The 22,664-nt window shown below is 73.2% G+C and carries 20 protein-coding genes and 2 rRNA genes; 15 read left to right on the top strand and 7 right to left on the bottom strand.

The features are described from left to right. The 4 genes from BM385_RS04260 to BM385_RS27470 all read left to right on the top strand — a co-directional run. Positions 1–342, top strand: a 23S ribosomal RNA gene (locus tag BM385_RS04260); the annotation flags it as partial. A 103-nt stretch (positions 343–445) separates the two neighbouring features. Continuing rightward, positions 446–562: ribosomal RNA gene (gene rrf / locus BM385_RS04265) — 5S ribosomal RNA — on the top strand. A 230-nt stretch (positions 563–792) separates the two neighbouring features. Further along, positions 793–1,668, top strand: a complete 876-nt coding sequence (locus BM385_RS27465) for a hypothetical protein (RefSeq protein WP_217650942.1) — start codon at positions 793–795, stop codon at positions 1,666–1,668. Further along, positions 1,668–2,309 carry a hypothetical protein gene (locus BM385_RS27470; protein ID WP_019434650.1) on the top strand — a complete coding sequence of 214 codons (642 nt, stop codon included), beginning with the start codon at positions 1,668–1,670 and terminating at the stop codon, positions 2,307–2,309. Before BM385_RS27465 ends, BM385_RS27470 begins: the two co-directional genes overlap by 1 nt. Before the next feature lie 86 nt (positions 2,310–2,395). On the opposite strand, the gene BM385_RS04275 is transcribed toward BM385_RS27470, so the two are convergent. From BM385_RS04275 to BM385_RS04285, 3 genes are read right to left on the bottom strand one after another with little or no spacing between them, the layout of a single operon-like run. Next, complete coding sequence (locus BM385_RS04275; RefSeq protein ID WP_093842238.1) at positions 2,396–4,261, bottom strand: IucA/IucC family protein; 1,866 nt, start codon at positions 4,259–4,261, stop codon at positions 2,396–2,398. 15 nt (positions 4,262–4,276) lie between these two features. Continuing rightward, positions 4,277–4,861 (bottom strand): GNAT family N-acetyltransferase, encoded by a 585-nt coding sequence (locus tag BM385_RS27610; protein ID WP_093842239.1) that lies wholly within the window; start codon positions 4,859–4,861, stop codon positions 4,277–4,279. A 48-nt stretch (positions 4,862–4,909) separates the two neighbouring features. Further along, positions 4,910–6,238: a DUF1015 family protein gene (locus BM385_RS04285; protein WP_019434647.1), complete on the bottom strand. Its 1,329-nt coding sequence runs from the start codon at positions 6,236–6,238 to the stop codon at positions 4,910–4,912. Positions 6,239–6,317: 79 nt separating this feature from the next. Here BM385_RS04285 and BM385_RS04290 point away from each other — a divergent pair, with 79 nt between their 5' ends. Together BM385_RS04290 and BM385_RS04295 are read left to right on the top strand one after the other, a co-directional pair. Beyond that, entirely contained in the window at positions 6,318–7,409 is a 1,092-nt protein-coding gene (locus BM385_RS04290) for an HAD hydrolase-like protein (RefSeq protein WP_019434646.1), read from the top strand. Next, positions 7,406–7,870, top strand: coding sequence for a GNAT family N-acetyltransferase (locus BM385_RS04295; protein WP_026047569.1), 465 nt, complete (start codon positions 7,406–7,408; stop codon positions 7,868–7,870). The genes BM385_RS04290 and BM385_RS04295 overlap by 4 nt, the downstream gene beginning before the upstream one ends. Positions 7,871–7,942: 72 nt before the next feature. Here the strand turns inward: BM385_RS04295 and BM385_RS04300 are convergent, their stop codons facing one another. After that, positions 7,943–8,851, bottom strand: a complete 909-nt coding sequence (locus BM385_RS04300) for a siderophore-interacting protein (protein ID WP_093842240.1) — start codon at positions 8,849–8,851, stop codon at positions 7,943–7,945. Between the two features lie 234 nt (positions 8,852–9,085). Between BM385_RS04300 and BM385_RS27615 the strand changes: the two genes are divergently transcribed. The 5 genes from BM385_RS27615 to BM385_RS04325 all read left to right on the top strand — a co-directional run bounded on the left by BM385_RS27615 (position 9,086) and on the right by BM385_RS04325 (position 14,197). Next, a complete protein-coding gene (locus BM385_RS27615) occupies positions 9,086–9,400 on the top strand; it encodes a hypothetical protein (protein ID WP_019434643.1) in 315 nt (104 codons plus the stop codon). Between the two features lie 31 nt (positions 9,401–9,431). Further along, on the top strand, positions 9,432–10,232 hold the full coding sequence (locus tag BM385_RS04310; protein ID WP_276035047.1) for a TlyA family RNA methyltransferase: 801 nt from the start codon (positions 9,432–9,434) through the stop codon (positions 10,230–10,232). Further along, positions 10,229–11,152 carry an NAD kinase gene (locus BM385_RS04315; RefSeq protein ID WP_019434641.1) on the top strand — a complete coding sequence of 308 codons (924 nt, stop codon included), beginning with the start codon at positions 10,229–10,231 and terminating at the stop codon, positions 11,150–11,152. The genes BM385_RS04310 and BM385_RS04315 overlap by 4 nt, the downstream gene beginning before the upstream one ends. A gap of 41 nt (positions 11,153–11,193) precedes the next feature. Then, the gene (recN, locus tag BM385_RS04320) at positions 11,194–12,981 is read left to right on the top strand and encodes a DNA repair protein RecN (protein WP_093842241.1); all 1,788 of its coding nucleotides are present in this window, start codon (positions 11,194–11,196) and stop codon (positions 12,979–12,981) included. 118 nt (positions 12,982–13,099) lie between these two features. Continuing rightward, complete coding sequence (locus BM385_RS04325) at positions 13,100–14,197, top strand: glycosyltransferase family 4 protein (RefSeq protein ID WP_019434639.1); 1,098 nt, start codon at positions 13,100–13,102, stop codon at positions 14,195–14,197. Positions 14,198–14,213: 16 nt separating this feature from the next. Here BM385_RS04325 and BM385_RS04330 read toward each other — a convergent pair whose 3' ends face one another. Next, positions 14,214–15,017: a GntR family transcriptional regulator gene (locus tag BM385_RS04330; protein ID WP_093842242.1), complete on the bottom strand. Its 804-nt coding sequence runs from the start codon at positions 15,015–15,017 to the stop codon at positions 14,214–14,216. 226 nt (positions 15,018–15,243) lie between these two features. On the opposite strand from BM385_RS04330, the gene BM385_RS04335 reads away from it, so the two are divergent. Next, on the top strand, positions 15,244–15,522 hold the full coding sequence (locus tag BM385_RS04335) for a hypothetical protein (protein ID WP_093842243.1): 279 nt from the start codon (positions 15,244–15,246) through the stop codon (positions 15,520–15,522). 11 nt (positions 15,523–15,533) lie between these two features. Here BM385_RS04335 and BM385_RS04340 read toward each other — a convergent pair whose 3' ends face one another. Beyond that, entirely contained in the window at positions 15,534–16,577 is a 1,044-nt protein-coding gene (locus tag BM385_RS04340; protein WP_026047567.1) for a LacI family DNA-binding transcriptional regulator, read from the bottom strand. A 202-nt stretch (positions 16,578–16,779) separates the two neighbouring features. Here BM385_RS04340 and BM385_RS04345 point away from each other — a divergent pair, with 202 nt between their 5' ends. Further along, positions 16,780–17,952, top strand: coding sequence for a beta-1,3-glucanase family protein (locus BM385_RS04345; RefSeq protein ID WP_093842244.1), 1,173 nt, complete (start codon positions 16,780–16,782; stop codon positions 17,950–17,952). Positions 17,953–18,029: 77 nt separating this feature from the next. On the opposite strand, the gene BM385_RS04350 is transcribed toward BM385_RS04345, so the two are convergent. Further along, on the bottom strand, positions 18,030–19,841 hold the full coding sequence (locus tag BM385_RS04350) for a glycoside hydrolase family 15 protein (RefSeq protein ID WP_037756202.1): 1,812 nt from the start codon (positions 19,839–19,841) through the stop codon (positions 18,030–18,032). A gap of 213 nt (positions 19,842–20,054) precedes the next feature. Here BM385_RS04350 and pyrG point away from each other — a divergent pair, with 213 nt between their 5' ends. Both pyrG and BM385_RS04360 read left to right on the top strand, forming a co-directional pair. Further along, positions 20,055–21,710, top strand: a complete 1,656-nt coding sequence (pyrG, locus tag BM385_RS04355; RefSeq protein ID WP_019434633.1) for a CTP synthase — start codon at positions 20,055–20,057, stop codon at positions 21,708–21,710. A 7-nt stretch (positions 21,711–21,717) separates the two neighbouring features. After that, positions 21,718–22,350, top strand: coding sequence for an NUDIX domain-containing protein (locus BM385_RS04360; protein ID WP_093842245.1), 633 nt, complete (start codon positions 21,718–21,720; stop codon positions 22,348–22,350). Positions 22,351–22,664: the final 314 nt, after the last annotated feature.

Consider the following 22,664-nt stretch of genomic DNA (forward strand, 5'->3'; position numbering starts at 1 on the left):
CCATTAAAGCGGTACGCGAGCTGGGTTTAGAACGTCGTGAGACAGTTCGGTCCCTATCCGCTGTGCGCGTTGGAGTCTTGAGAAGGGCTGTCCCTAGTACGAGAGGACCGGGACGGACGAACCTCTGGTGTGCCAGTTGTTCTGCCAAGGGCATGGCTGGTTGGCTACGTTCGGGAGGGATAACCGCTGAAAGCATCTAAGCGGGAAGCCTGCTTCGAGATGAGGGCTCCCACCCACTTGATGGGGTAAGGCTCCCTGTAGACGACAGGGTTGATAGGCCAGATATGGAAGCCTTGTGAGAGGTGGAGTTGACTGGTACTAATAGGCCGAGGGCTTGTCCTCAGATGCTCGCGTCCACTGTGAACTGTCCAAGAGGCAGATCTTGAACAACAAATTTCTTCAAACTGAAAAGTGTGCTTGTTCACGCTGAGACGTTTGTAAGCGTTTCGGTGGTCATGGCGAAAGGGAAACGCCCGGTTACATTCCGAACCCGGAAGCTAAGCCTTTCAGCGCCGATGGTACTGCATGGGGGACCGTGTGGGAGAGTAGGTCGCCGCCGAACAATCTTTAGAAGACCGGTTGGTCTTCCAGCACACTTGCTGGGAGACCAACCGGTCTTTTTTCATGCCGTAGGAACAGGAGCAGGACCCGCCATGTCGTATTCACCCGAGGACCGAACTGAGAGGCGTGGGCCCCGGCGTGACGACCGTCCGCGCCGTGATGGCGACCGGCCGGCCTTCCGGCGGGATGAGCGTCCGCGCTGGGAGGACCGTGACCGGCCCCGCCGGGACGATGGCCCGCGCGGCCAGGGGGAGCGGCCGGCTTTCCGCCGTGACGACCGGCGCGACGAGCGCCCGCGTCGCGATGGTGACCGGCCTCCGTTCCGGCGTGACGATCGCCGGGACGACCGGCCCCGTCGTGACGGCGATCGGCCTGCCTACCGGCGGGATGAGCAGCCGCGTCGTGACGGTGACCGGCCCGCCTATCGGCGCGATGACCGGCGCGATGACCGGCCCCGGCGTGACGGTGACCGGCCGGCTTTCCGCCGGGATGAGCGGCGGGACGATCGTCCGCGCCGTGATGGCGACCGGCCTCCGTTCCGGCGCGATGACCGCCGGGACGACCGGCGTGGCGGCGGCGGCGGATTCCGCCGCGACGAGCAGCCGCGTCGCGATGGTGACCGGCCCGCGTTCCGGCGTGACGACCGGCGGGATGACCGACCCCGTCGCGATGGCGATCGGCCCGCGTTCCGGCGCGATGACCGGCGCGACGACCGGCCCCGTCGTGAGGGTGACCGACCCTCCTTCCACCGGGATGAGCGGCGGGATGACCGTCCGCGCCGTGATGGCGACCGGCCTCCGTTCCGGCGCGATGACCGCCGGGACGACCGGCCCCGGCGTGACGGTGACCGCCCCGCCTACCGGCGGGATGACCGCCGGGACGATCGGCGCGGGGGCAACGGCGGTGGTGGGTTCCGCCGCGACGATCGGCGGGATGACCGGGGTGGCCGTGGAGGCGGCTACCGCGGGCGTGATGACCGGCGCGGTGGCGGCGGTGGCGGGTTCCGGCGCGATGACCGGGGGCAGCGGGGTCCCGCGCCGCGGAAGCTGCCGATCCCCGATGACGTCACCGGGGCCGAGATCGATCCTTCGGTGCGCCAGGAGCTGATGAGCCTGCCGAAGACGCTCGCCACCGACGTGGCGCGCAACCTCGTCATGTGTGCCCAGCTGCTGGACGAGGACCCCGAGCGCGCGTACGCGTACTCGCGGGTGGCGCTGCGGCTGGCCTCGCGGGTGGCCGCGGTGCGGGAGGCGGCGGGGTTCGCCTCGTACGCCGTGGAGAAGTACGCCGAGGCGCTGGCCGAGTTCCGGGCGGCGCGGCGGATGTCCGGCGCCGATCACCTGTGGCCGGTGATGGCCGACTGCGAGCGCGGTCTCGGGCGGCCCGAGCGGGCGCTGGCGATGGCCGGCGAGCCCGAGGTGCGGCGGCTGGACAAGGCCGGCCAGGTCGAGATGCGGCTGGTGGCGGCCGGTGCCCGGCGTGACATGGGCGAGGCCGAGGCCGCCGTCGTCACGTTGCAGAGCCCCGAGCTGAACTCCAGCTCCACCCAGCCGTGGGTGGCCAGGCTGCGGTACGCGTACGCGGACGCGCTGCTGGCGGTCGGGCGTGAGGCGGAGGCCAGGGACTGGTTCGCGAAGACGCTGGACGCGGATTCCGGTGGCGTGACCAATGCCTCGGACCGGCTGGCCGAGCTGGACGGCGTGGAGTTCGTCGACGCGCTCGACCCCGAGCTGGACGAAGAGGACTGAGCACCGCCGCACGCGGCGGCGGACCGTGAGCGGCAGGCGGTGGAAGGGAATCCTCCCTTCCACCGCCTGCTGTCGTTCCGGCTGGCTCAGGCGAATTTCGCGATCGGGTTGTCCAGGGTGCCGATGAACTGGAGGGCGCCCGAGGGGTCTGCCAGGTCGACCATCTGCTGGTTGTTGCGCAGCTGGAGGCGGTTGAGGCAGGACAGCGTGAACGTGCCCGCGAACAGGTCGTACCGCTTGAAGGCGTCGGCCAGTTCGGGGTGCTGGTCCTGGTAGTCGCTGACGCAGCGGGCGACCGTTTCCCAGAAGGCGTCCTCGGTGAGGACACCGGCCTCGGCCAGGATGGCGTTGAGGAAGCGGAGGAAGCAGTCGAAGACGTCCGTGAAGAGAGAGAGCACGCGCTCCTCCTCCGGGATGTCGATCTGGATGCGGCCGATCGCGGCGGGGACGGGGGTCGCCGGGTCGAAGACCGCGATCTCCTCGGCGATGTCCTTCATGATGGCCCGCTCGGGCACCCCGTCGCGCAGGACGAGGATGACGTTCTCGCCGTGCGGCATGTAGACGAGGCCGTACCGGTAGAAGCAGTGCAGCAGTGGGGTGAGGTAGGCGGTGAGGTACCGGCGCAGCCACTCCTCGGGGGCGAGTCCGGAGTCCTCGATGAGGGCGGCGGCCAGGGATTCGCCCCGGGCGTCCACGTGCAGCAGGGAGGCCATGGTGGCCAGCCGCCGGCCCGGTTCAAGGGAGGGCACGGGACTCTCCCGCCACAGGGCGGCCAGCATTTTCAGGTACGGGGAGCCCTTGCCGGCCGCGGCCTCGTACTGGCGGTGGTGGTAGCCGATGGCGGCGCGCTCGCGCAGGATGCTGAAGCCCAGGGCGCCCAGCTGCTCGTCGCCGGTGATGAGGTCGTGCAGCCAGTCGTTGATGGCGGGGGTGACGGCCATGTACGGGGTGGAGAGACCGCGCAGAAAGCCCATGTTGAGGACGGACAGCGCGGTTTTGACGTAGTGCTTGCCGGGGGCGCTGGTGTTGAAGAAGGTACGGATCGACTGCTGGGCGCGGTAGGTGTCCTCGCCGCTGCCGAGAAGGACGAGGTGGCGCCGGGCGACTTCGCCGGCGAAGGTGACGGAGATGCGGTTCCGCCACTGCCAGGGGTGGACGGGCAGGAGCCGGTAGTCGTCCGGGTCGAGGCCGAGGGCGGTGAGCCGGGCGGCGAAGGCGTCCCGGGTGGTGGGGGAGAGTTCGCCGCTGATGAGCCGGTCGTAGTCGAGTCCGGCGGAGGAGGCGAAGGTGGTGAGGTCGCGGCGGGCGGCCAGCCAGACGAGCTGGACGGGGCTGCCGGTCTCGGGGGCGTAGGCGTGGTACTCGGCGCTGTCGAGGCCGAGGCGGCCGTTGTTGGCGACGAAGCAGGGGTGGCCCTCGGTCATGCCGGCTTCGATGGTCTGGAAGTCGGCGCGGGCCAGTTCCGCGGCGCCGGGGCGGTGGGCCGCCGGAGTCGCCGGGGTCGCCGGGTCGGTGCCGAGTTCCCCGGCGAGTTTGTAGGCGCTGCCGGCGAGGGTGGAGCTGATCTCCTCCAGGTAGACGGGGAGGACGGTGTCGCTGAGGCCGAGGGTGGTGCGCAGTTCGACGAAGAAGTCGAGGGCGGACAGCGGCAGCCGGGTGCCGTCCCGGTCGTGGCGGGTGATGCTGTCGGCGTCGATGTGCCAGTGGTCCAGGGCGTACCGGCGGGCGGTGAAGCGGTAAGTGAGGGCGCCGTCGTCGGTGGGGACGGTGTAGTGGCCGGGCCGGCCTGGCTCTTCGGCGGGGGTGAGCAGGCGTTCGTGGGAGAACTCGGCGAGGGCCTTGCGTATGAGCCGGCGTTCGGCGTTCTCCCACAGTTCGGGGGTGAGGTGCGCGGTGGCCCGGTGGGGGTCCTGGGCGGGTGAGTGGCCGGGGGAGTGGGGGTGGGGGTGCATGGGTGGGTGTGCTCCTCAGTCGGTGGTTGCCGTGTGCTGCCGGAGGGTGGCGGCGGTGTACTGGTCGCGGGTGCAGAAGCTGAGCAGGGCCGCTTTGCCGGGCAGTTCGACGGTGGCGGCCACCTCGAAGCCCACGGCGGTGTTGAGGGCGTGGACGGGGCGGTTGCGGGCGTCGGGTTCGACGACGACGCGGTGGGTGGCCGGGTCGGCGAAGAGCAGTTCCATGACGGTGGTGATGACGGCGAGGGTGAAGCCGTGCCGCGGGGTGTCGGTGGGGGCGGTGAGGAAGTGCATGCCCACGTCGCCTTCCCGGACCGGGTAGACCTCGCCGACGGCTTCGGCCGCCGGGTCGTAGCGTTCGGCGAGGAAGGCGGGGTTTCCGTCGTGGAGGCCGAGGTAGGCATGGTGTGCGGGGGCCGCGGCGATGGCCTCGAAGTAGCGGCGCACCTCGTCCTGGGTGGTGTTCTGCATCAGCCAGAACGCCGATTTGGGGTGGGTGAGCCAGCGGTGCAGCAGCGGGGTGTCGGTGGCCGGGTCGACGGCGCGGACGGTGAAGCGGCCGAGGCGGTCGTCGGTGCGGGTGAACAGGGCGGTGCTCATGCGGCTCCCGGGTGCGATGGGGCAACTCGGAAGTGAGGTTAGCCTAACCTAATTTTCTGGGGCAACGGGTCCTTCCTCCAGCGGCCTGATCACCAGGCCCGAAGCGGGTTTCGGGCCGAACGACGTGGACTTGCGCGGCATCATGACGCCCGCTTCGGCCAGCGCGCGCACCGTCTCCTCGGCGACCGGGCGCAGCAGGACGGCGGTGCCGCCGGCGCGTTCGGCCTGTGCGAGGGCGGAGGCGGTGTCGTGCAGATAGCGGATGCTGCCGGGCTGGTCGGGAATCCGCCACACGGCCCGGAGCAGGGTGGAGTGCAGCACGGTGGCGTCCAGGGCGCGCCAGGCGGCGGGCCGGCCGGCCGGGACCGTACGGTCCAGCAGCGCGGGGTCGGGACGGTCCAGCAGGTGGAGCGCGCCCGGTTCCCGGCCGCTCAGCAGGAAGGCGGGGCCGGGAGCGGCGTCCAGGGTGCGCAGGGCGTCGTCGAGCGGGGCGGAGAGCCGGCGTACGCGGAAGGCGGCGGTGGCCCGTACCCGCTCCAGGGCCCGGTCGGCGGGGAGTCGGGGCAGTACCCGGTGGATGGCCTGGACCTGCAGGGGGTAGCGGGCGGTGTTGACCAGCAGCACCATGGCCCGGTCCCAGGGCGGCCGGCCGGCGTGTTCGTCGCGCAGCCGCAGGGAGGTGGCCCAGCGGTGGTGGCCGTCGCTGATCAGCGCCCGGTGCCGGTGCAGCGCGGCGCGCAGCCGGGTGAGGGCGGCGTGGTCGGTGACGGCCCACAGCCGGTGGGCGATGCCGTCGCCGGTGCGGGTGGCGAGCAGGGGTGCGGTGCGGGTGGCCGCGTCGATGACGTGGTCGGCGTCGTCGGGGTGCTCGGCCCGGTAGGAGAGCAGCAGGGGTTCGAGGTTGGCGGCGGTGGCGCGGGTGAGGGCGGCGCGGTCGGCGACGACGTCCGGCATGACGTCCTCGTGCGGCAGGACGGTGCCGTCGCCGGGGCCGGTCAGGGACAGCGCGCCGATGACTCCGCGCTGGAGGCTGCCGGGGGCGGGGCCGCGCTGCTCGTAGACGTACAGGGCGGGCCGCGGGTCCTGGCGGAGGACGCCCTCGGCGCGCCAGCGGCGCAGGGTGCGGGCGGCGCGGCGGTGGCCCTCGGCGGGGTCGGCGGCCTGCGGCAGGATCAGCCGGACGATGTTGTAGGGGTCGGCGGTCTCCAGTTCGTGCAGTCCGTCGGGGCGGACCACGACGTCGTACGGGGGTGAGGTGACGGCGGCCGGGTCGCCGACGCGGCCCGGCACGTAGCGCAGCCCCCGGAAGGGCGCGAGGTCCAGTCCTTCGGGGCCGGGGCCGGGGCCGGTGCGGGCGGCGGGGGCGTCGGGAACCATCCCGGCATGCTATGCCGATTGCCCCTGTCCGGGGCAGATGGGAGGCGATGGGTGCCGGTGGGGGATGATCGGGGGTGTTATGGCTGATGACAGGGTTGAGACGAAGGTCAGGACGAGCCCGGCGGGCAGCGAGGGCGCCCCGGCACGGGCGTACGACACGGCGCTGCTGGACCTGGACGGGGTGGTGTACGCGGGCGGTGCGGCGGTACCGCACGCGGTGGAGGCCCTGCGGCTGGCGCGCGAGGGCGGGATGCGGCTGGCGTACGTCACCAACAACGCCTCCCGGACGCCGCAGACGGTGGCCGCCCATCTGACGGAGCTGGGGGTGCCGGCGGAGGCGGCCGAGGTGGTGACGTCCGCGCAGGCGGTGGCGCGGCTGATCGCGGAGCGGCTGCCGGCCGGGTCGCGGGTGCTGTGCGTGGGCGGTGCGGGGCTGCGGGTGGCGCTGGCCGAGCGGGGGCTCGAACCGGTGGCGTCGGCGGACGACGATCCGGCGGCGGTGGTGCAGGGGTACGGCGGTCCCGAACTGCCGTGGGGGGCGCTGGCGGAGGCGACGCTGGCGGTGAACCGGGGGCTGCCGTGGTTCGCGTCGAACACCGATCTGACGATTCCGAGCGGGCGGGGCATCATGCCCGGCAACGGCGCGGCGGTCGAGGTGGTGCGGATCGGGTCCGGTGGGCGGGTGGAGCCGGTGGTGGCGGGGAAGCCGCTGCCGCCGATGCACCGGGAAACGATTCTGCGGACCGGGGCCGAGCGTCCGCTGGTGGTGGGGGACCGGCTGGACACCGATATCGAGGGCGCGTTCAACGGGGGCGTGGACTCGCTGCTGGTGCTGACCGGGGTGACGGACGCTGCGGGGCTGGTGGCGGCGCCGCCCGAGCACCGGCCGACGTTCGTGGCCGCGGATCTGCGCGGGCTGCTGGTGGCGCAGCCGCCGGTGACGGCGGAGCCGGGGGACGGCGGCGGGTTCCGGTGCGGCGGCTGGCGGGCGGTGGCCGGGGCCCGGGCGCTGGAGCTGACCGGGGACGGGGGCCGGGAGGCCGATCCGGTGGACGCGCTGCGGGCGCTGTGCGCGGCGGCCTGGACGGCGGCGGGGGAGGGGCGGTGCGGGCTCGCGCTGCCGGACGGGTTCGCGGCGTTGTTGGCCGCGGCGGCGGCCGGGCGCGGATGAGCGGGGCGACGGCGCCTTCCTGGTCGCTGCGACCGGCGGCGCAGGCGGATGTGGAGCGGATCGCCGAGCTGAAGGCCCAAGTCCTGCGGGCGGATCTGGAGCGGCTGGGCCGGTTCGACGCGCACCGGGTGCGGCAGCGGGCACGGGACGAATTCGCCGCCGGGTACACCTCGCTGATCGAGGCGGGGGACGGCTCCTTCGCCGGGAGTGTGACGTTCCGGCCGGCCGGGCCCGGGGAGTGGGCGCTCGGACACTTCTATCTGGCACCGGAGTTCCAGGGCCGGGGGCTGGGTTCTGCGGTGCTGGGCGCGTTGCTGGCGCGGGCGGACGCGGCCGGGGTGGCGGTGCGGCTGACGGTGCTGGCGGGGAGCGCGGCGTGCCGGCTGTACGAGCGGCACGGGTTCACCGTGGTGGGGCGGGACGCGATCGATGTGTTCATGGTGCGGCGGCCCGCGGGGTGACGGGCGGCCCGGTGCGGCTGTGGCGGAGGCCGTACCGGACCGCCCGGGTCGGGGGCGGCGGGCCGCCCGGGGTCAGGCGGTTGCCCCGGCCCGCGCCGCGCCGGCTGTCTCGCCGGCGGTGTCGCTGCCGTTGCTGTCGTCTTCGCTGGTGGCGGGGGCCGTGTCGGTGGCGATCTGGGCGATCAGGTCGTCCTCGGTGGTGCCCTTGCGCCAGTAGCCGGTGAACTTGATGTTCTTGCGGTCGATGCCCCGGTCGTTGACCAGGTGACGGCGCAGGGTGCGCACCGAGCCGGCCTCTCCGGCGATCCACGCGTAGGGGCGGCCGGCGGGCAGGTGGGTGGCGCGTACCGACTCCAGCAGGGTGGCGCCGGCGCGGTCGCGGATGATCCAGGTGATGTCGGCGTCGGCCTCGGTGGCCAGCTCCTGCCGGTCGTCGGGGTGGGCGACCTCCAGCCAGACCTTGGCGCGGATGCCGGGCGGCAGCCAGTCGAGGATGCCGGCGACGGCGGGCAGCGCGGTCTCGTCGCCGGTGATGAGCATCCAGTCGGCCTCCGGCGGCGGGCGGAAGTCGACGGCGGCGTTGTCCTCCTCCAGCGGGCCGAGGACGGCGACGGCGTCGCCGGGGGCGGCCTGCTCGGCCCAGCGGGAGGCGGGGCCGCCCTGCTCGCCGTGCAGGGCGAAGTCGATGTCCAGCTCGTCGGGTCCGCGGCGCTGCTCGCGGGCGGTGTAGGTGCGCATGATGCCGCGCTCGGCGGGGTCCATCCGCTGCCAGGCGGGCCACCAGGCGTGGCCGGCGTCCCGGGGGATGGCCACCTCGCGGCAACCGGGCTGGGGGAGGAAGAGTTTGAAGCGCTGGTCCCGGCCTCCGCTGGCGAACCGGTGGAGGGTGTCGCCCCCGAGGGTGACGCGGGTGAAGCTCGGGCTGATCCGGGTGGTGCGGAGCACCTGGAGATCGAAGAACTCGAAGGGCGCGGCGGTCATGGTCGTGTCCTCTCGTTGCCTCTCGGAAAGCCGGAACCGAAGGTTAGGCTAACCTAACTCAGCGCCGAGCGTGAGAGCTGCCGAGGGGAGTTGCGGGTGGGCGCGGAGGTGCGCAGGGGCGCGCCGGCGCCGGACGGGGCGCGTACGGCCCCCGTACACCACCCCGTTGGGCGGCTGCGCCGGGCCGCGCGGGGCGAGCACCCGCGGCGGCGGGCAGGCGGTAGCGTCGGGCGCATGGAAGAGCCCACCGCCATGGACCCCGCCGGAACCGGTACAGGCACCCGCAGCGGCACCGAAACCGGCACCGGGCCTGCGCACGGGCCGGAGGCCGCGGAGGCGCCCGAGGCCGGCGCGCCGCGCCCGCTGGGGGTCGGGGTCACCGCCACCGGGCACCCCGGGATCGATGCCGTACTGGCCCGGCTCGCCGACGCCGATCACCTCGCCGTCGGCGGCCACGGAGAGGTGTACGAGGATGTTCACCGCGGACTGCGTGACACGCTGACCGCGCTCGATGTCCCGCACCCCGATCCCGTGACCCCCAGGAGCTGAACCACCCGTGGCCGCAGCGACCCGCCGACGCCTGTCCCGTCTCGACGCCGAACTGGTGCGGCGCAAGCTCGCCCGCTCGCGCGAGCACGCCAGGACGCTGATCGAGGCCGGCCGGGTATCGGTCGACGGTCTGGTGGCGGCCAAGCCCGCCACCCAGGTCGCCACCAGCGCCGCCCTGCTGGTGCGCGAGGACGCCGACGACCCCGGCTACGTCTCGCGCGGCGGCCACAAACTCGCCGGCGCCCTGGACGCCTTCACCCCGCTCGGGCTGCGCGTCACCGGCCGCCGCGCGCTGGACGCGGGCGCCTCCACCGGCGGGTTCACCGACGTCCTGCTGCGGGCCGGCGCCGCGCACGTGATCGCGGTGGACGTCGGGTACGGGCAACTCGCCTGGACGCTCCAGGCGGACGAGCGCGTCACGGTACGGGACCGCACGAACGTACGGGAGATGACCCTCGAACAGATCGGCGGGGTCCCGGCGGAACTGATCGTCGGGGATCTGTCGTTCATCCCCCTAGGACTGGTGCTGCCCGCCCTGATCGCCTGCGCCGCGCCGGACGCCGATCTGGTGCTGATGGTCAAACCGCAGTTCGAGGTCGGCAAGGAACGGCTCGGCAGCGGAGGCGTCGTCCGCAGTCCGCGGCTGCGCGCCGAGGCGGTCACGGCCGTCGCGGAGCGGGCCGCGGAGCTGGGGCTCGGCGTCCGGGGCGTCACCGCCAGCCCGCTGCCCGGACCGTCGGGCAACGTCGAGTACTTCCTGTGGTTGCGCGCCGGCGCACCCGCACTCGACCCCGCCGATGTCGAACGCGCCGTGACGGAAGGGCCCCAGTGACCACGATCAACCCGCCGCGCACCGTCTTCCTGCTCGCCCACACCGGCCGGCCGGCGGCCGTGCGCAGCGCCGAACTCGTCGTGCGCGGACTGCTGACGCACGGTGTGGGGGTGCGGGTGCTGGCCGAGGAGGCCGCCGACCTGCCGATGCCGGGGCACGGCGCCTACGACGACCGGGTGGAGTGGGTGGAGCCGGGCCCCGGCGTTGCGGACGGCTGCGAACTGCTCATCGTGCTCGGCGGGGACGGCACCCTGCTGCGCGGCGCCGAGTTCGCGCGCGCCTCCGGGGTGCCGATGCTCGGGGTGAACCTGGGCCGGGTGGGCTTCCTCGCCGAGGCGGAGCGCGACGACCTGGACCAGGTGGTGGACCGGGTGGTCACCCGCGCCTACGAGGTCGAGGAGCGGATGACCCTGGACGTGCTGGTCACCGACGACGGCCGGGTCATCCACCGGGACTGGGCGCTGAACGAGGCGTCGGTGGAGAAGGCGGCCCGCGAGCGGCTGCTGGAGGTCGTCATCGAGGTGGATGGCCGCCCCGTCTCCGGGTTCGGCGGCGACGGGGTGGTGTGCGCGACCCCGACCGGCTCCACCGCGTACGCCTTCTCGGCCGGCGGGCCGGTGGTGTGGCCGGAGGTCGAGGCGCTGCTGATGGTGCCGATCAGCGCGCACGCGCTGTTCGCGAAACCGCTGGTCACCGCGCCCGGCTCGGTGCTCGCGGTGGAGGTGCGCCCGGACACCTGGCCCGCCGTGCTGTGGTGCGACGGGCGCCGCACGGTCGAACTGCCGGCCGGTGCCCGCGTGGAGGTACGGCGCGGGCTGGTGCCGGTCCGGCTGGCCCGGCTGCACCGGGCGCCGTTCACCGACCGGCTGGTGGCCAAGTTCGCCCTGCCGGTGGCCGGATGGCGTGGTGCTCCGCACTGATGTTCGACCCCGGGCGTCGCCACATCCCCCGATGACCTCGTATGGTCGTATCCGTGTTGGAGGAGATGCGGATCAAGGACCTGGGCGTGATCGACGACGCGATCGTCGAACTGTCCACCGGCTTCACCGCGGTGACCGGCGAGACCGGCGCCGGCAAGACCATGGTCGTCACCAGTCTCGGCCTGCTGCTCGGCGGGCGCGCCGATGCCGCGCTGGTGCGCGCCGGCGCGGCCACGGCCGTGGTGGAGGGCCGCATCAGCCTGCCGCCCGGAGCCCCGGCCGCGCACCGCGCCGAGGAGGCCGGCGCCGAACTCGACGAGGGCGCGCTGCTCATCAGCCGCACCGTCTCCGCCGAGGGACGCTCCCGGGCGTACGTCGGCGGCCGGTCGGTGCCCGCAGGGCTGCTCACCGAACTGGCCGACGAACTGGTCGCCGTGCACGGCCAGACCGACCAGCAAGGGCTGCTGCGCCCGGCCCGGCAGCGCGAGGCGCTCGACCGGTACGCGGGCGAGGCCGTCGCCGGGCCCCTGGCCGGCTACCGCGAGGCGTACCGGCGGCTGCGCGACGTCTCCGCCGAGCTGGCCGAGCTGACCACCCTGGCCCGCGAACGGATGCAGGAGGCCGACCTGCTGCGCTTCGGTCTGGAGGAGATCGCCGCCGCCGAGCCCCGGCCCGGCGAGGACGTCGAACTCGCCGCCGAGGCCGCCCGGCTCGGCCACGCCGAGGCCCTGGCCTCGGCCGCCGCCACCGCGCACGGCGCGCTGGCGGGCGACCCGGCCGACCCGTCCGGGGTGGACGCCGGCGAGCTGGTCGGCGGCGCGCACCGAGCCCTGGAGGCGGTACGCGGCCACGACCCGGCCCTGGCCGAACTCGCCGACCGCCTCGCCGAGGTTCACATCCTGCTCTCCGACGTCGCCGGTGAACTCGCCTCCTACGCCGACGGCCTGGACGCCGACCCGCTGCGGCTGGCCGCCGTCGAGGAGCGGCGCGCCACCCTGGCCCACCTCATCCGCAAGTACGGCGGCGGCCCCGAGGAGACGGCGGCGGGCGACGGCTGCTCGGCCCTGCTGGTGTGGGCCGAGGGCAGCGCCGCCCGGCTCGCCGAGCTGGAGGGCGACGACGAGCGGATCGCCGAGCTGACCGCCGAGCGGGACGCGCTGCGGGCGGAGCTGAGCGTGCTCGCGCAGCGGCTGAGCGACGCCAGGGCGGAGGCCGCCAAGCGGTTCGGCGAGGCCGTCACCGAGGAGCTGACCCAGCTGGCCATGGCGCACGCCCGGATCGAGGTGGCGCTGCGGCACACCGATGCCGCGCTGCCCGCCGAGGGCATCGAGGTCGGCGGGCGCACCGTGGCGTACGGGCCGCACGGGGTGGACGAGGTCGAGCTGCTGCTGGCCCCGCACCCCGGGGCCACCGCGCGGCCGATCGCCAAGGGCGCCTCCGGCGGTGAGCTGTCCCGGGTGATGCTGGCGATCGAGGTGGTGTTCGCCGGCTCCGCGCCGGTGCCCACCTACCTCTTCGACGAGGTGGACGCCGGCGTCGGCGGCAAGGCGGCGGTCGAGATCGGCCGCCGGCTGGCGAAGCTGGCCGACTCCGCGCAGGTGGTGGTGGTCACACATCTGCCGCAGGTCGCGGCCTTCGCCGACCGGCACCTGGTGGTGGAGAAGACCAGCGACGGCTCCGTCACCCGCAGCGGGGTGCAGTCCGTGCACGGGGAGGGCCGGGTGCGGGAGTTGTCCCGGATGCTGGCGGGGCAGGAGGACTCGGCGCTCGCCCGCGCGCACGCCGAGGAACTGCTGGCGACCGCCGCCCGCCTCGGCCGCCGGGGGTAGTCCAGGAGAGTGGCGCGCGCTACCGCGATGCCGCCGCCAACTGGCATTCTGGACGCCGCGCGCGGTGCGTGACCGCGACGTGACCCCGCACACAGCCGAGGAGAGGAGCGTGCCCGCCATGCCCGTGGTGCCGCCGGTGGCCGGACGTGCCCCGCAACTGCACGTCGTGCAGCTGCTCGGCGGTGGCAGCGCCGGCACGGGGGCGCATGTGCGCTCCCTGGCCGCCGGGCTCGACGCCCGGGGCGTGCGGGTCACCGTGTGCGCCTCCCAGTACGCCGAGCGCCGGTACGACTTCGGCGGCACCGGCGCCCGCTTCATCCCGCTGCCGGTACGCGCCCAGGCCGACGCCGTCCGCACCCTGCGGGCGATCTGCTGCGACGCCGACCTCGTCCACGCCCACGGCATGCGGGCCGGCCTGGTCGCCGCCCTGGCCCTGCGGCGCCGCTCCGTCCCGCTCGTCGTCACCTGGCACGCCAGGCCCGCCGACCAGGGCGTCCGCGAGCGGCTGCGGCGGCTCACCGAGCGGTGGGTGGCCCGCGCCGCCTCCGTGGTGCTCGGCGCCACATCCGACCTGGTGGCCCGCGCCCGGCGGCGCGGAGCGCGCGACGCCCGGCTGGCCCCCGTCGCGCTGCCCGCCCAGCGCACGGCCCGCAGCCAGGAGAGCGAGCCGCACAAGGTACGGGCCGAGCTGGGCGTCGTCGACCGGCCGCTGCTCATCGCCGAACAGGGCCACGACATGCTGCTGGCCGCCGCCCGCGGCTGGCGGTGGCTGGACCCGCAGCCGCTGCTGGTGATGGCCGGCGAGGGGCCGCAGCGCCCGGTGTGGCAGCGCCGCATCGAACGCGAGGGCCTGCCGGTGCGGCTCCTCGACCGCGCCCAGGACGTGCGGCGGCTGCTGCCCGTCGCGGACGTGGCGCTCGCCGCGCCGCGCTGGGAGGCCAGGCCGGAACTGGCCCAGGAGGCGCTGCGCGGCGGCGTCCCGCTGGTGGCCACGGCGGTGGGCGGCGTCCCGGAGCTGGTGGGCGACGCGGCGGTGCTGATCCCCTACGGTGAGGTCGCCGCCCTGACGGCGGCGGTCCGCACCCTGCTGGCCGACCCGGACCGACGCGCGGCCCTCACCCTGGCCGGCCGCGCCCGGGCCCGCTCCTGGCCGACGGAGGACACGACGGTGGCGCAGGTGCTGAGCGTGTACGACGAACTGTCCGGTACCCGGTGATCCCCGGCGACGCGGGTCAGCCCTGATAGAAGTCGGCGGTGGCCGGGGCGACCGGCCACGCTGCCGCGCCCCGCCGGGTCAGCGGGTACTTCACACTGAACAGTTCCCCGGACATCCGGATGTCGTTGACCTCCGCGATCAGGGTCTTCCCCTCGATCCGGACCGTCGAGGTACGGATCACCCGCAGCAGCGGAACGCCGGGCGGCAGCAGAAGTGCCGTGGCCTCGGACGGGCTCGGGGTCGCCGCGGTGATCTCCTCTTCCCACGCGATCGGCTGCCCCGCCCACTCCTCGATGCGGTCATAGATCCCGCCGAGCCCGGAGTCTCCCGTCAGCGCCGGCAGCTCAGCCACCACGGTCGGGTGCAGCCAGCTGTCGGTGAGCTGCCGGAACCGCTCGTTCTCCGGGTCGCCGTTGAGCCGCTTGCGCACCACAACGGGTTCGCCCGCGCCGACGCCGAGCAGTTCCGCGATGTCCGGCGGCACGGGGGCGGTTGCCACCTCCGTCCGGGTGCCGGCGACCAGGCGCCAGTGCTGCACGTTGCTGCCGGAGTAGTAGCCGAGACCGTCCCGCTCCATGGACCGGGAGCGCACCATCCGCCGCCCGGGACGCTCCCGCACGAAGGTCCCGGTCCGCCCGCCCTTGTACTCCACCAGCCCTTCGGCCTTGAGCTGGTTCAGTGCCTGCCGTGCGGTCTGCCGGGACACGCCGTGTTCTGCCGCCAGAGCCTCCATGGTCGGCAGCCGCTCACCAGGTGCCGCAGCTCCGGTCCGGATCAGCTCCCGCAGCTGGCTCGCGATCTCTTCCGCTGTCTGCGCCATGGGGGTGGCAGCTCCTCTCGTTTTCGCTCTCGCGTTCGCGACGTCAACTAAGTGCTAGCACCTAATCCTTGACGGCTGAATCCACCGCGGGCATCATCATGCTACGAGATAGGTGCTAGCACCTATTCTCCGATGGGCCTCAGTGTCCTGATTCCACCGCGCCTGCCCCCGGAACCGGGTGGGCCCGGCACCGACGTGTTTCCCCGACGCCGAAGGACGGATCATCATGAGCGAGGGCATCAGCCCCTGCCCCCCGGGATCAGCCGCGTACTACCTCGACCGCATTCAGCGGCTCAGCCACGTCGTCGACGACGCCAGCGCCGACCGTGACCTGGCTGTCCTCCGGGCGCATGAGCGCGGAGCCAGCCATCAGGAGATCGCCCGACGGGCGCATCTCAAGCCCGCCGAGGTGGAGGCCGTCGTCACCGCGCTGCTCGCCGAGGAGGACATCGCCGACTGGTGCGACGGGCCCGACTATCTGCCCGCCTACTCGCGCTACCACTGAGCCCGGGACGACTACGACGAGGCGCGCACCACCAGTTCCGCCGGGGTGACGATCGGGGCCGGCGGGCGGGTGTCCGTATCCGGCGATGCCGGGGTGGGGGTCAGCTGCCGCAGCAGCAGCTGGGCCATCAGGCGGCCCATCAGCTGGACGTCCTGGCGGACCGTGGTGAGGGCCGGTTCGGCCCAGGCCGCCGGTTCGAGGTCGTCGTAGCCGGTCACCGCCACGTCCTCGGGTACCCGCCGTCCGTGGCGGCGCAGGGTGCGCAGGGCGCCGGTGGCCATCAGGTCGTTGGCCGCGGCGACCGCGTCCAGGTCGGGGGCGCTCTCCAGCAGCCGGGACATCGCCGCCTCGCCGCCCCGTGCCGTGAAATCGCCGTGCGCCAGCAGGGCGGGGTCGGCCTCCGTGCGGCCGAGCGCGTCCAGGCAGCCGGCCAGCCGGTCCTGGGCGGCGGTCTGGTCGAGCGGGCCGGTGATCACCGCGATCCGGCGCCGGCCGCGGGCGAGCAGATGTTCCACGGCCTGCCGCGCCCCGTCCCGGTTGTCGGTGTCGACGTACAGCGGGGCCGGGCCCGTACCGGCGGCCTGCCAGCCCGGCCGGCCGCCGTAGACCGTGGGCAGCCCGGAAGAGCGGGCCAGGTCCGGCAGCGTGTCGTCGGTGTGCAGGGAGAACATCAGTACCCCGTCGACGTGGCCGCCCGCCAGATACCGGCCGATCCGGTCGTCGTCGCCCGGCCGTTCGACGAGCATCAGCAGCAGCTGCATGTCGTGGGCGGCCAGTTCGCGGCCGATGCCGCGCAATTGCTGGGCGAAGAACGGGTCGGCGAACACCCGTGACTCCGGCTCGGCGATCACCACGCCCACCGCCCCGGTGCGGCGGGTGACCAGGGAGCGGGCCGCGCTGTTGGGGACGTAGCCGAGCGCCGCCACCGACCGCCGGACCCGCTCGCGCAACTCCTCCCGCACCCCGGGCGTTCCGTTGACCACCCGCGAGACGGTGGCGCGCGAGACACCGGCGTGGGCGGCGACGGCTTCGAGTGTGGGCTGATGTTCTGACACCTTAAGGTCCCCTTGAGTCGCGGGCTCTTGACCGTACCGTCCGGCCCCGGCAAGGTGCTTGACAACGCTCTGAGAGCGCTCTCAATCAATCCCCCCACGGGACCTGTTCGACGTGACAACGCACCCCCACCGCCGCGACCGAACCCGGCCGCGCGTTGCGCGTCGACCGCGTCCCCGACCAGATCGGTGAGGTGTGATCCGCATGGTCAACCGCAGGAACCTGCTCAAGGGCGCCGCCGCCGGCGCGCTCGCCGTCCCGGCCGCCGGGCTGCTGGCCAGCCGGGCGTTCGGCGGTACGGACTCCGCCGCCCCGCCGGCTGCCGCCGCCACCCTCCCCGTCCACATCGTCAACAACACCGGCGAGTGGACCAACAGCAGCATCCACCTCTACGTCGTCGGCAACGTGGACGGCCGCCAGGTACGGCTCACCCCGGACGGCACCCTCGCCCCGATCTCGCTCGACGACAACGGCCCGGACGGCTTCACCGACTACGCCATCCCGCTGGCCGGCTCCGGCACCACCACCCTCCAGCTGCCGTACATGTCGGGCCGCATCTACACCGCGCTCGGCGACAAGCTCAAGTTCAAGGCGGTCCTGGACGGCAACGGTGTGCCCGCGCTCGCCTACCCGGCCGGCTGGGTGACCTCCGACCCCAACTACGAGGTGCTGCACGACTGCGCCGAGTTCACCTACAACGCGGACGGCATGTTCTGCAACGTCACCATGGTGGACATGTTCAGCGTGCCGCTGGACATCCGGCTCCAGGGCACCGCCGACCAGACGGCCGGCCGGCTCAAGGACGGCGGACGGCAGCAGATCTTCACCGAGGTCGGCCGGCACGAGGCGTTCGCGCCGCTGGTGATCGGCGACCGCCGGGTGCTCGCGCCCAGCCACGGCCTGGACGCCGGACTGTTCCCCAGCGGCTACTTCGACTCCTACATCGACCGGATCTGGGCGGACGGCCACCAGCTGAACATCCGTACCAACGAGGGCTACTACACCGGGCGCGCCGCCGGCGGCCGGCTGGTCTTCAACGGCCCGGCCGAAGTGATCGTCGACCGGCCGACCACCCGCGACCTGCTCTTCTGCGACGGGGCGCTGCACGCCCCCAACGACGGCATCCGCGGCCCGGTCGCCGCCATCCTCGGCGCAGCCCTCAACCGCACCACCGCGCACAGCCACCCCGAACAGCCGGTCACCGACGCGGCGGCGTTCTACCAGCACGACGTCACCCACCACTACGCCAAGGCGCTGCACGCGGCCATGGTGGACGGCCGCGCCTACGGGTTCGCCTTCGACGACGTGGCCGACTTCGCGTCCTACATCCAGGACCACGCGCCGCGGCAGTTCACGCTCACCATCAGCCCCTTCTGACGGACCGCCCCACAACGCCGGTGGCCGCCCCGGACTCCAGCCGGGGCGGCCACCTCCGCTCGTGCGCGGGCGCGCGATCAGCCGCCGTACGCCCCCGAGGCCGTCAGCCGCAGCGCGGTGTCGATCAGCGGCACGTGCGAGAACGCCTGCGGGAAGTTGCCGACCTGCCGCTGGCGGCGCGGGTCCCACTCCTCGGCCAGCAGCCCCAGGTCGTTGCGGAGCGACAGCAGCCGCTCGAACAGCTTGCGGGCCTCGTCCACCCGGCCGATCATCGCCAGGTCGTCGGCCAGCCAGAACGAGCAGGCCAGGAACGCGCCCTCGTCACCCTCCAGGCCGTCGACCCCCGCCTCGTCCCCGGCGGTCGGGTAGCGCAGGATGAAGCCGTCCAGGGTGGACAGCTCCCGCTGGATCGCCTCGATGGTGCCGATGACCCGCTTGTCGTCCGGCGGCAGGAAGCCCATCTGCGGGATGAGCAGCAGCGAGGCGTCCAGTTCCCGCGAACCGTAGGACTGGGTGAAGGTGTTGCGCTCCTTGTCGTAGCCGTGCTCGCACACGTCCCGGTGGATCTCGTCGCGCAGATCGCGCCACCGCTCCAGCGGGCCGTCCACCTCGCCCGACTCGATCAGCTTGACGGTGCGGTCCACCGCGACCCAGGCCATCACCTTGGAGTGCACGAAGTGCCGGCGCGGCCCGCGCACCTCCCAGATGCCCTCGTCCGGCTCGTTCCAGTGGTCCTCCAGGTAGCGGATGAGCTTCAGCTGGAGGAGATTGGCGTGATCGTTGCGGGCCAGGCCCGTCATGTGGCCCAGATGCAGTGCCTCGGTCACCTCGCCGTACACGTCCAGCTGGAGCTGGCCGGCCGCGCCGTTGCCGATCCGCACCGGCTGCGAGTTCTCGTAGCCGGGCAGCCAGCTCAGCTCGGCCTCGGACAGCTCGCGCTCGCCCGCCACGCCGTACATGATCTGGAGGTTCTGCGGGTCGCCGGCCACCGCGCGCAGCAGCCATTCGCGCCAGGCCCGCGCCTCCTCGTGATAGCCGGTGCGCAGCAGCGAGGAGAGGGTGATCGCCGCGTCCCGCAGCCAGGTGTAGCGGTAGTCCCAGTTGCGGGAGCCGCCGATCTCCTCGGGCAGCGAGGTGGTGGGGGCCGCGACGATGCCGCCGGTCGGCGCGTAGGTGAGCGCCTTGAGGGTGATCAGCGAGCGGATCACCGCCTCCCGGTACGGGCCGTGGTACGTGCAGTGGCTGACCCACTCGCGCCAGAACTCCTCGGTGGCGGTCAGCGCCTCCTCGGGCTGCGGCACCGGCGGCGGCTCCTTGTGCGAGGGCTGCCAGCTGATGGTGAACGCGATCCGGTCCCCGGGGGCCACGGTGAAGTCGGAGTAGGTGGTGAGGTTCTTCCCGTAGGTGTCGGCCTCGGTGTCCAGCCACACCGAGTCGGGGCCCGCCACCGCGACCGTACGGTCGTCAACCTTGTGCACCCACGGGACCACCCACCCGTAGGAGAAGCGCATCCGCAGCACCGAACGCATCGGCACCCGGCCGCTGACGCCCTCCACGATCCGCACCAGCTGCGGCGCGTCGCTGCCGCGCGGCGGCATGAAGTCGGTCACACGCACGGTGCCGCGCGTGGTGTCCCACTCGGACTCCAGAATGAGCGAGTCGCCCCGGTAACGGCGCCGGGTGGCGGGCGGCGGCGGCACGTCCTTGCCGTGCGCAGGCCCGATGCGCCAGAAACCGTGCTCATCTGAGCCCAGCAGACCCGCGAAGACCGCGTGGGAGTCAAAACGGGGCAGACACAGCCAATCAGCCGAGCCGTCCCGGCAGACAAGGGCGGCGGTCTGCATGTCGCCGATGAGTGCGTAATCCTCGATGCGCCCGGCCACTTGCATCTCCAGTCGAACGGTGGGGCCGCCCCCGTGGGACGTGCGATATCTCGGTCGCTCAATTGAGCGTCCGAGCAGGATACGACGGCTCGCGGGTGTCCGCGTGCCATTCGTGTACCGCCCGGCTACCGCCCGCTCACTGATACGCTGGTAGCCCGTGGAGCGGAGGGCAGCAGGACCCCCGAGCCGCATCCGACCTCGCGACCACGGGAGCCCGTTTTGGCCACTGCCTCCAGTCCCCGCACGACGACCAAGCACATCTTCGTCACCGGCGGGGTCGCCTCCTCGCTCGGCAAGGGGCTCACCGCCTCCTCACTCGGTGCCCTGCTCAAGGCGCGCGGGCTGCGCGTCACCATGCAGAAGCTGGACCCGTATCTGAACGTGGACCCCGGCACCATGAACCCCTTCCAGCACGGCGAGGTCTTCGTCACCAACGACGGGGCCGAGACCGACCTGGACATCGGCCACTACGAGCGCTTCCTCGACGTCGATCTCGACGGCACCGCCAACGTCACCACCGGGCAGATCTACTCCACCGTGATCGCCAAGGAGCGGCGCGGCGAGTACCTGGGCGACACCGTGCAGGTCATCCCGCACATCACCAACGAGATCAAGCACCGGGTCCGCCGGATGGCCGGCGACGACGTGGACGTGGTCATCACCGAGGTCGGCGGCACCGTCGGCGACATCGAGTCGCTGCCGTTCCTGGAGGCCGTGCGCCAGGTGCGGCACGAGGTGGGGCGGGACAACGTCTTCGTCGTGCACATCTCGCTGCTGCCCTACATCGGCCCCTCCGGCGAGCTGAAGACCAAGCCCACCCAGCACTCGGTGGCCGCGCTGCGCAACATCGGCATCCAGCCCGACGCGATCGTGCTGCGCGCCGACCGCGAGGTGCCGCTGGCCATCAAGCACAAGATCTCGCTGATGTGCGACGTCGACGAGGCCGCCGTGGTGGCCTGCATGGACGCCCCGTCCATCTACGACATCCCCAAGGTGCTGCACTCCGAGGGCCTGGACGCGTACGCCGTGCGCCGCCTCGACCTGCCGTTCCGCGACGTCAACTGGACGCAGTGGAACGATCTGCTGCGCGTCGTCCACCACCCCGAGCACGAGGTGCGGGTGGCGCTGGTGGGCAAGTACATCGACCTGCCCGACGCCTATCTGTCGGTGACCGAGGCGCTGCGGGCGGGCGGCTTCGCCAACAACGCCCGGGTGAAGATCAAGTGGGTCACCTCGGACGACTGCAAGACGCCGGGCGGCGCGGCCGAGCAGCTGGCCGACTGCGACGCGGTGTGCATCCCGGGCGGATTCGGTGACCGGGGCGTGGACGGCAAGATCTCCGCGATCACCTGGGCCCGGGAGAACCGGGTACCGCTGCTGGGCCTGTGCCTGGGCCTGCAGTGCGTGGTGATCGAGGCCGCGCGCAATCTGGCCGGGATCGAGGGCGCCGACTCCACCGAGTTCGACCGCGCCACCGCGCACCCGGTGATCTCCACCATGGCCGAGCAACTGGACATCGTGGCCGGTGAGGGTGACATGGGCGGCACCATGCGGCTCGGCCTGTACCCGGCGAAGCTGGCCGAGGGTTCGATCGTGCGCGAGGTGTACGGCGGCGAGCCGTACGTCGAGGAGCGCCACCGGCACCGGTACGAGGTCAACAACTCCTACCGGGCCGATCTGGAGAAGAAGGCCGGGCTGCTGTTCTCCGGGACCTCACCGGACAACAAGCTCGTCGAGTACGTCGAGTACCCGCGCGAGGTCCACCCGTACCTGGTCGCCACCCAGGCGCACCCGGAGCTGCGTTCCCGGCCCACCCGTCCGCATCCGCTGTTCGCCGGCCTGGTGAAGGCCGCAGTCGAGCGAAAGGCCGCCTGAGAAGACGATGACCGCCGAACTCCGCGACATTCCCGACTCCTGGCCGGTGCAGGCCACCGCCACCCCCTTCACCGGCAACAAGACCAGCGTCCGCACGGACGACGTGGTGATGCCGGACGGCTCCGTGGTGCGCCGCGACTACCAGGTGCACCCGGGTTCGGTGGCGGTCCTGGCGCTGGACGCGGCGGACCGGGTGGTGGTGATCCGGCAGTACCGGCACCCCGTACGGCAGCGGCTGTGGGAGATCCCGGCCGGGCTGCTGGACGTCCCCGGCGAGAACCCGCTGCACGCCGCCCAGCGCGAGCTGTACGAGGAGGCGCACATCAAGGCCGAGGACTGGCGGGTGCTGGCCGATGTGTACACCACGCCGGGCGGCTGCGACGAGGCGGTGCGGATCTTCCTGGCCCGCGAGCTGTCGGACGCGGAGGGCGAGCGGTACGCGGTGGCCGAGGAGGAGGCCGCGATGGAGCACGCCCGGGTGCCGCTGGCGGAACTGCTGCGGGGGGTGCTGGCGGGCGAGCTGCACAACAACTGTCTGGTGGTGGGCGCCCTGGCGCTGGCCGCCGCCCGGGCGGGCGAGGGCGAGGACGCGCTGCGTGATGCGCTGGCGCCCTGGCCGGCCAGGCCCTTCCCGGCGTAGGACTCTCCCGGGCCGGCCGCCCGGCCGGGGGCGCGGCGTGAGGGTGTGGCGGGTGGCGCAGCGCCGGGCGCGGTCCCGGGCCGCTGCCGTGCGCTGCCCGCCGGCCGCTGTACCCGGCGTCCGCACCGCCCGCCGCTTCTCTCCGGAGCCCGGCGCGTGCCGCGCCCCGGTACCTCCCGCGCGCCCGGCGTGCCCCGCCGGGAGCGGCCCGGACCGGGCGGCGGGGTCCCGTGTCATGGCAGGGCGCACGCCCCCGGTGGCATACGCTGCGCTCACCACTCACCACGCACGCGAAGCAGAGGGCGCGCAGTGAC

This window comes from Streptomyces harbinensis (genome assembly GCF_900116145.1).
Classification (GTDB): Bacteria; Actinomycetota; Actinomycetes; order Streptomycetales; family Streptomycetaceae; genus Streptomyces; species Streptomyces carpaticus.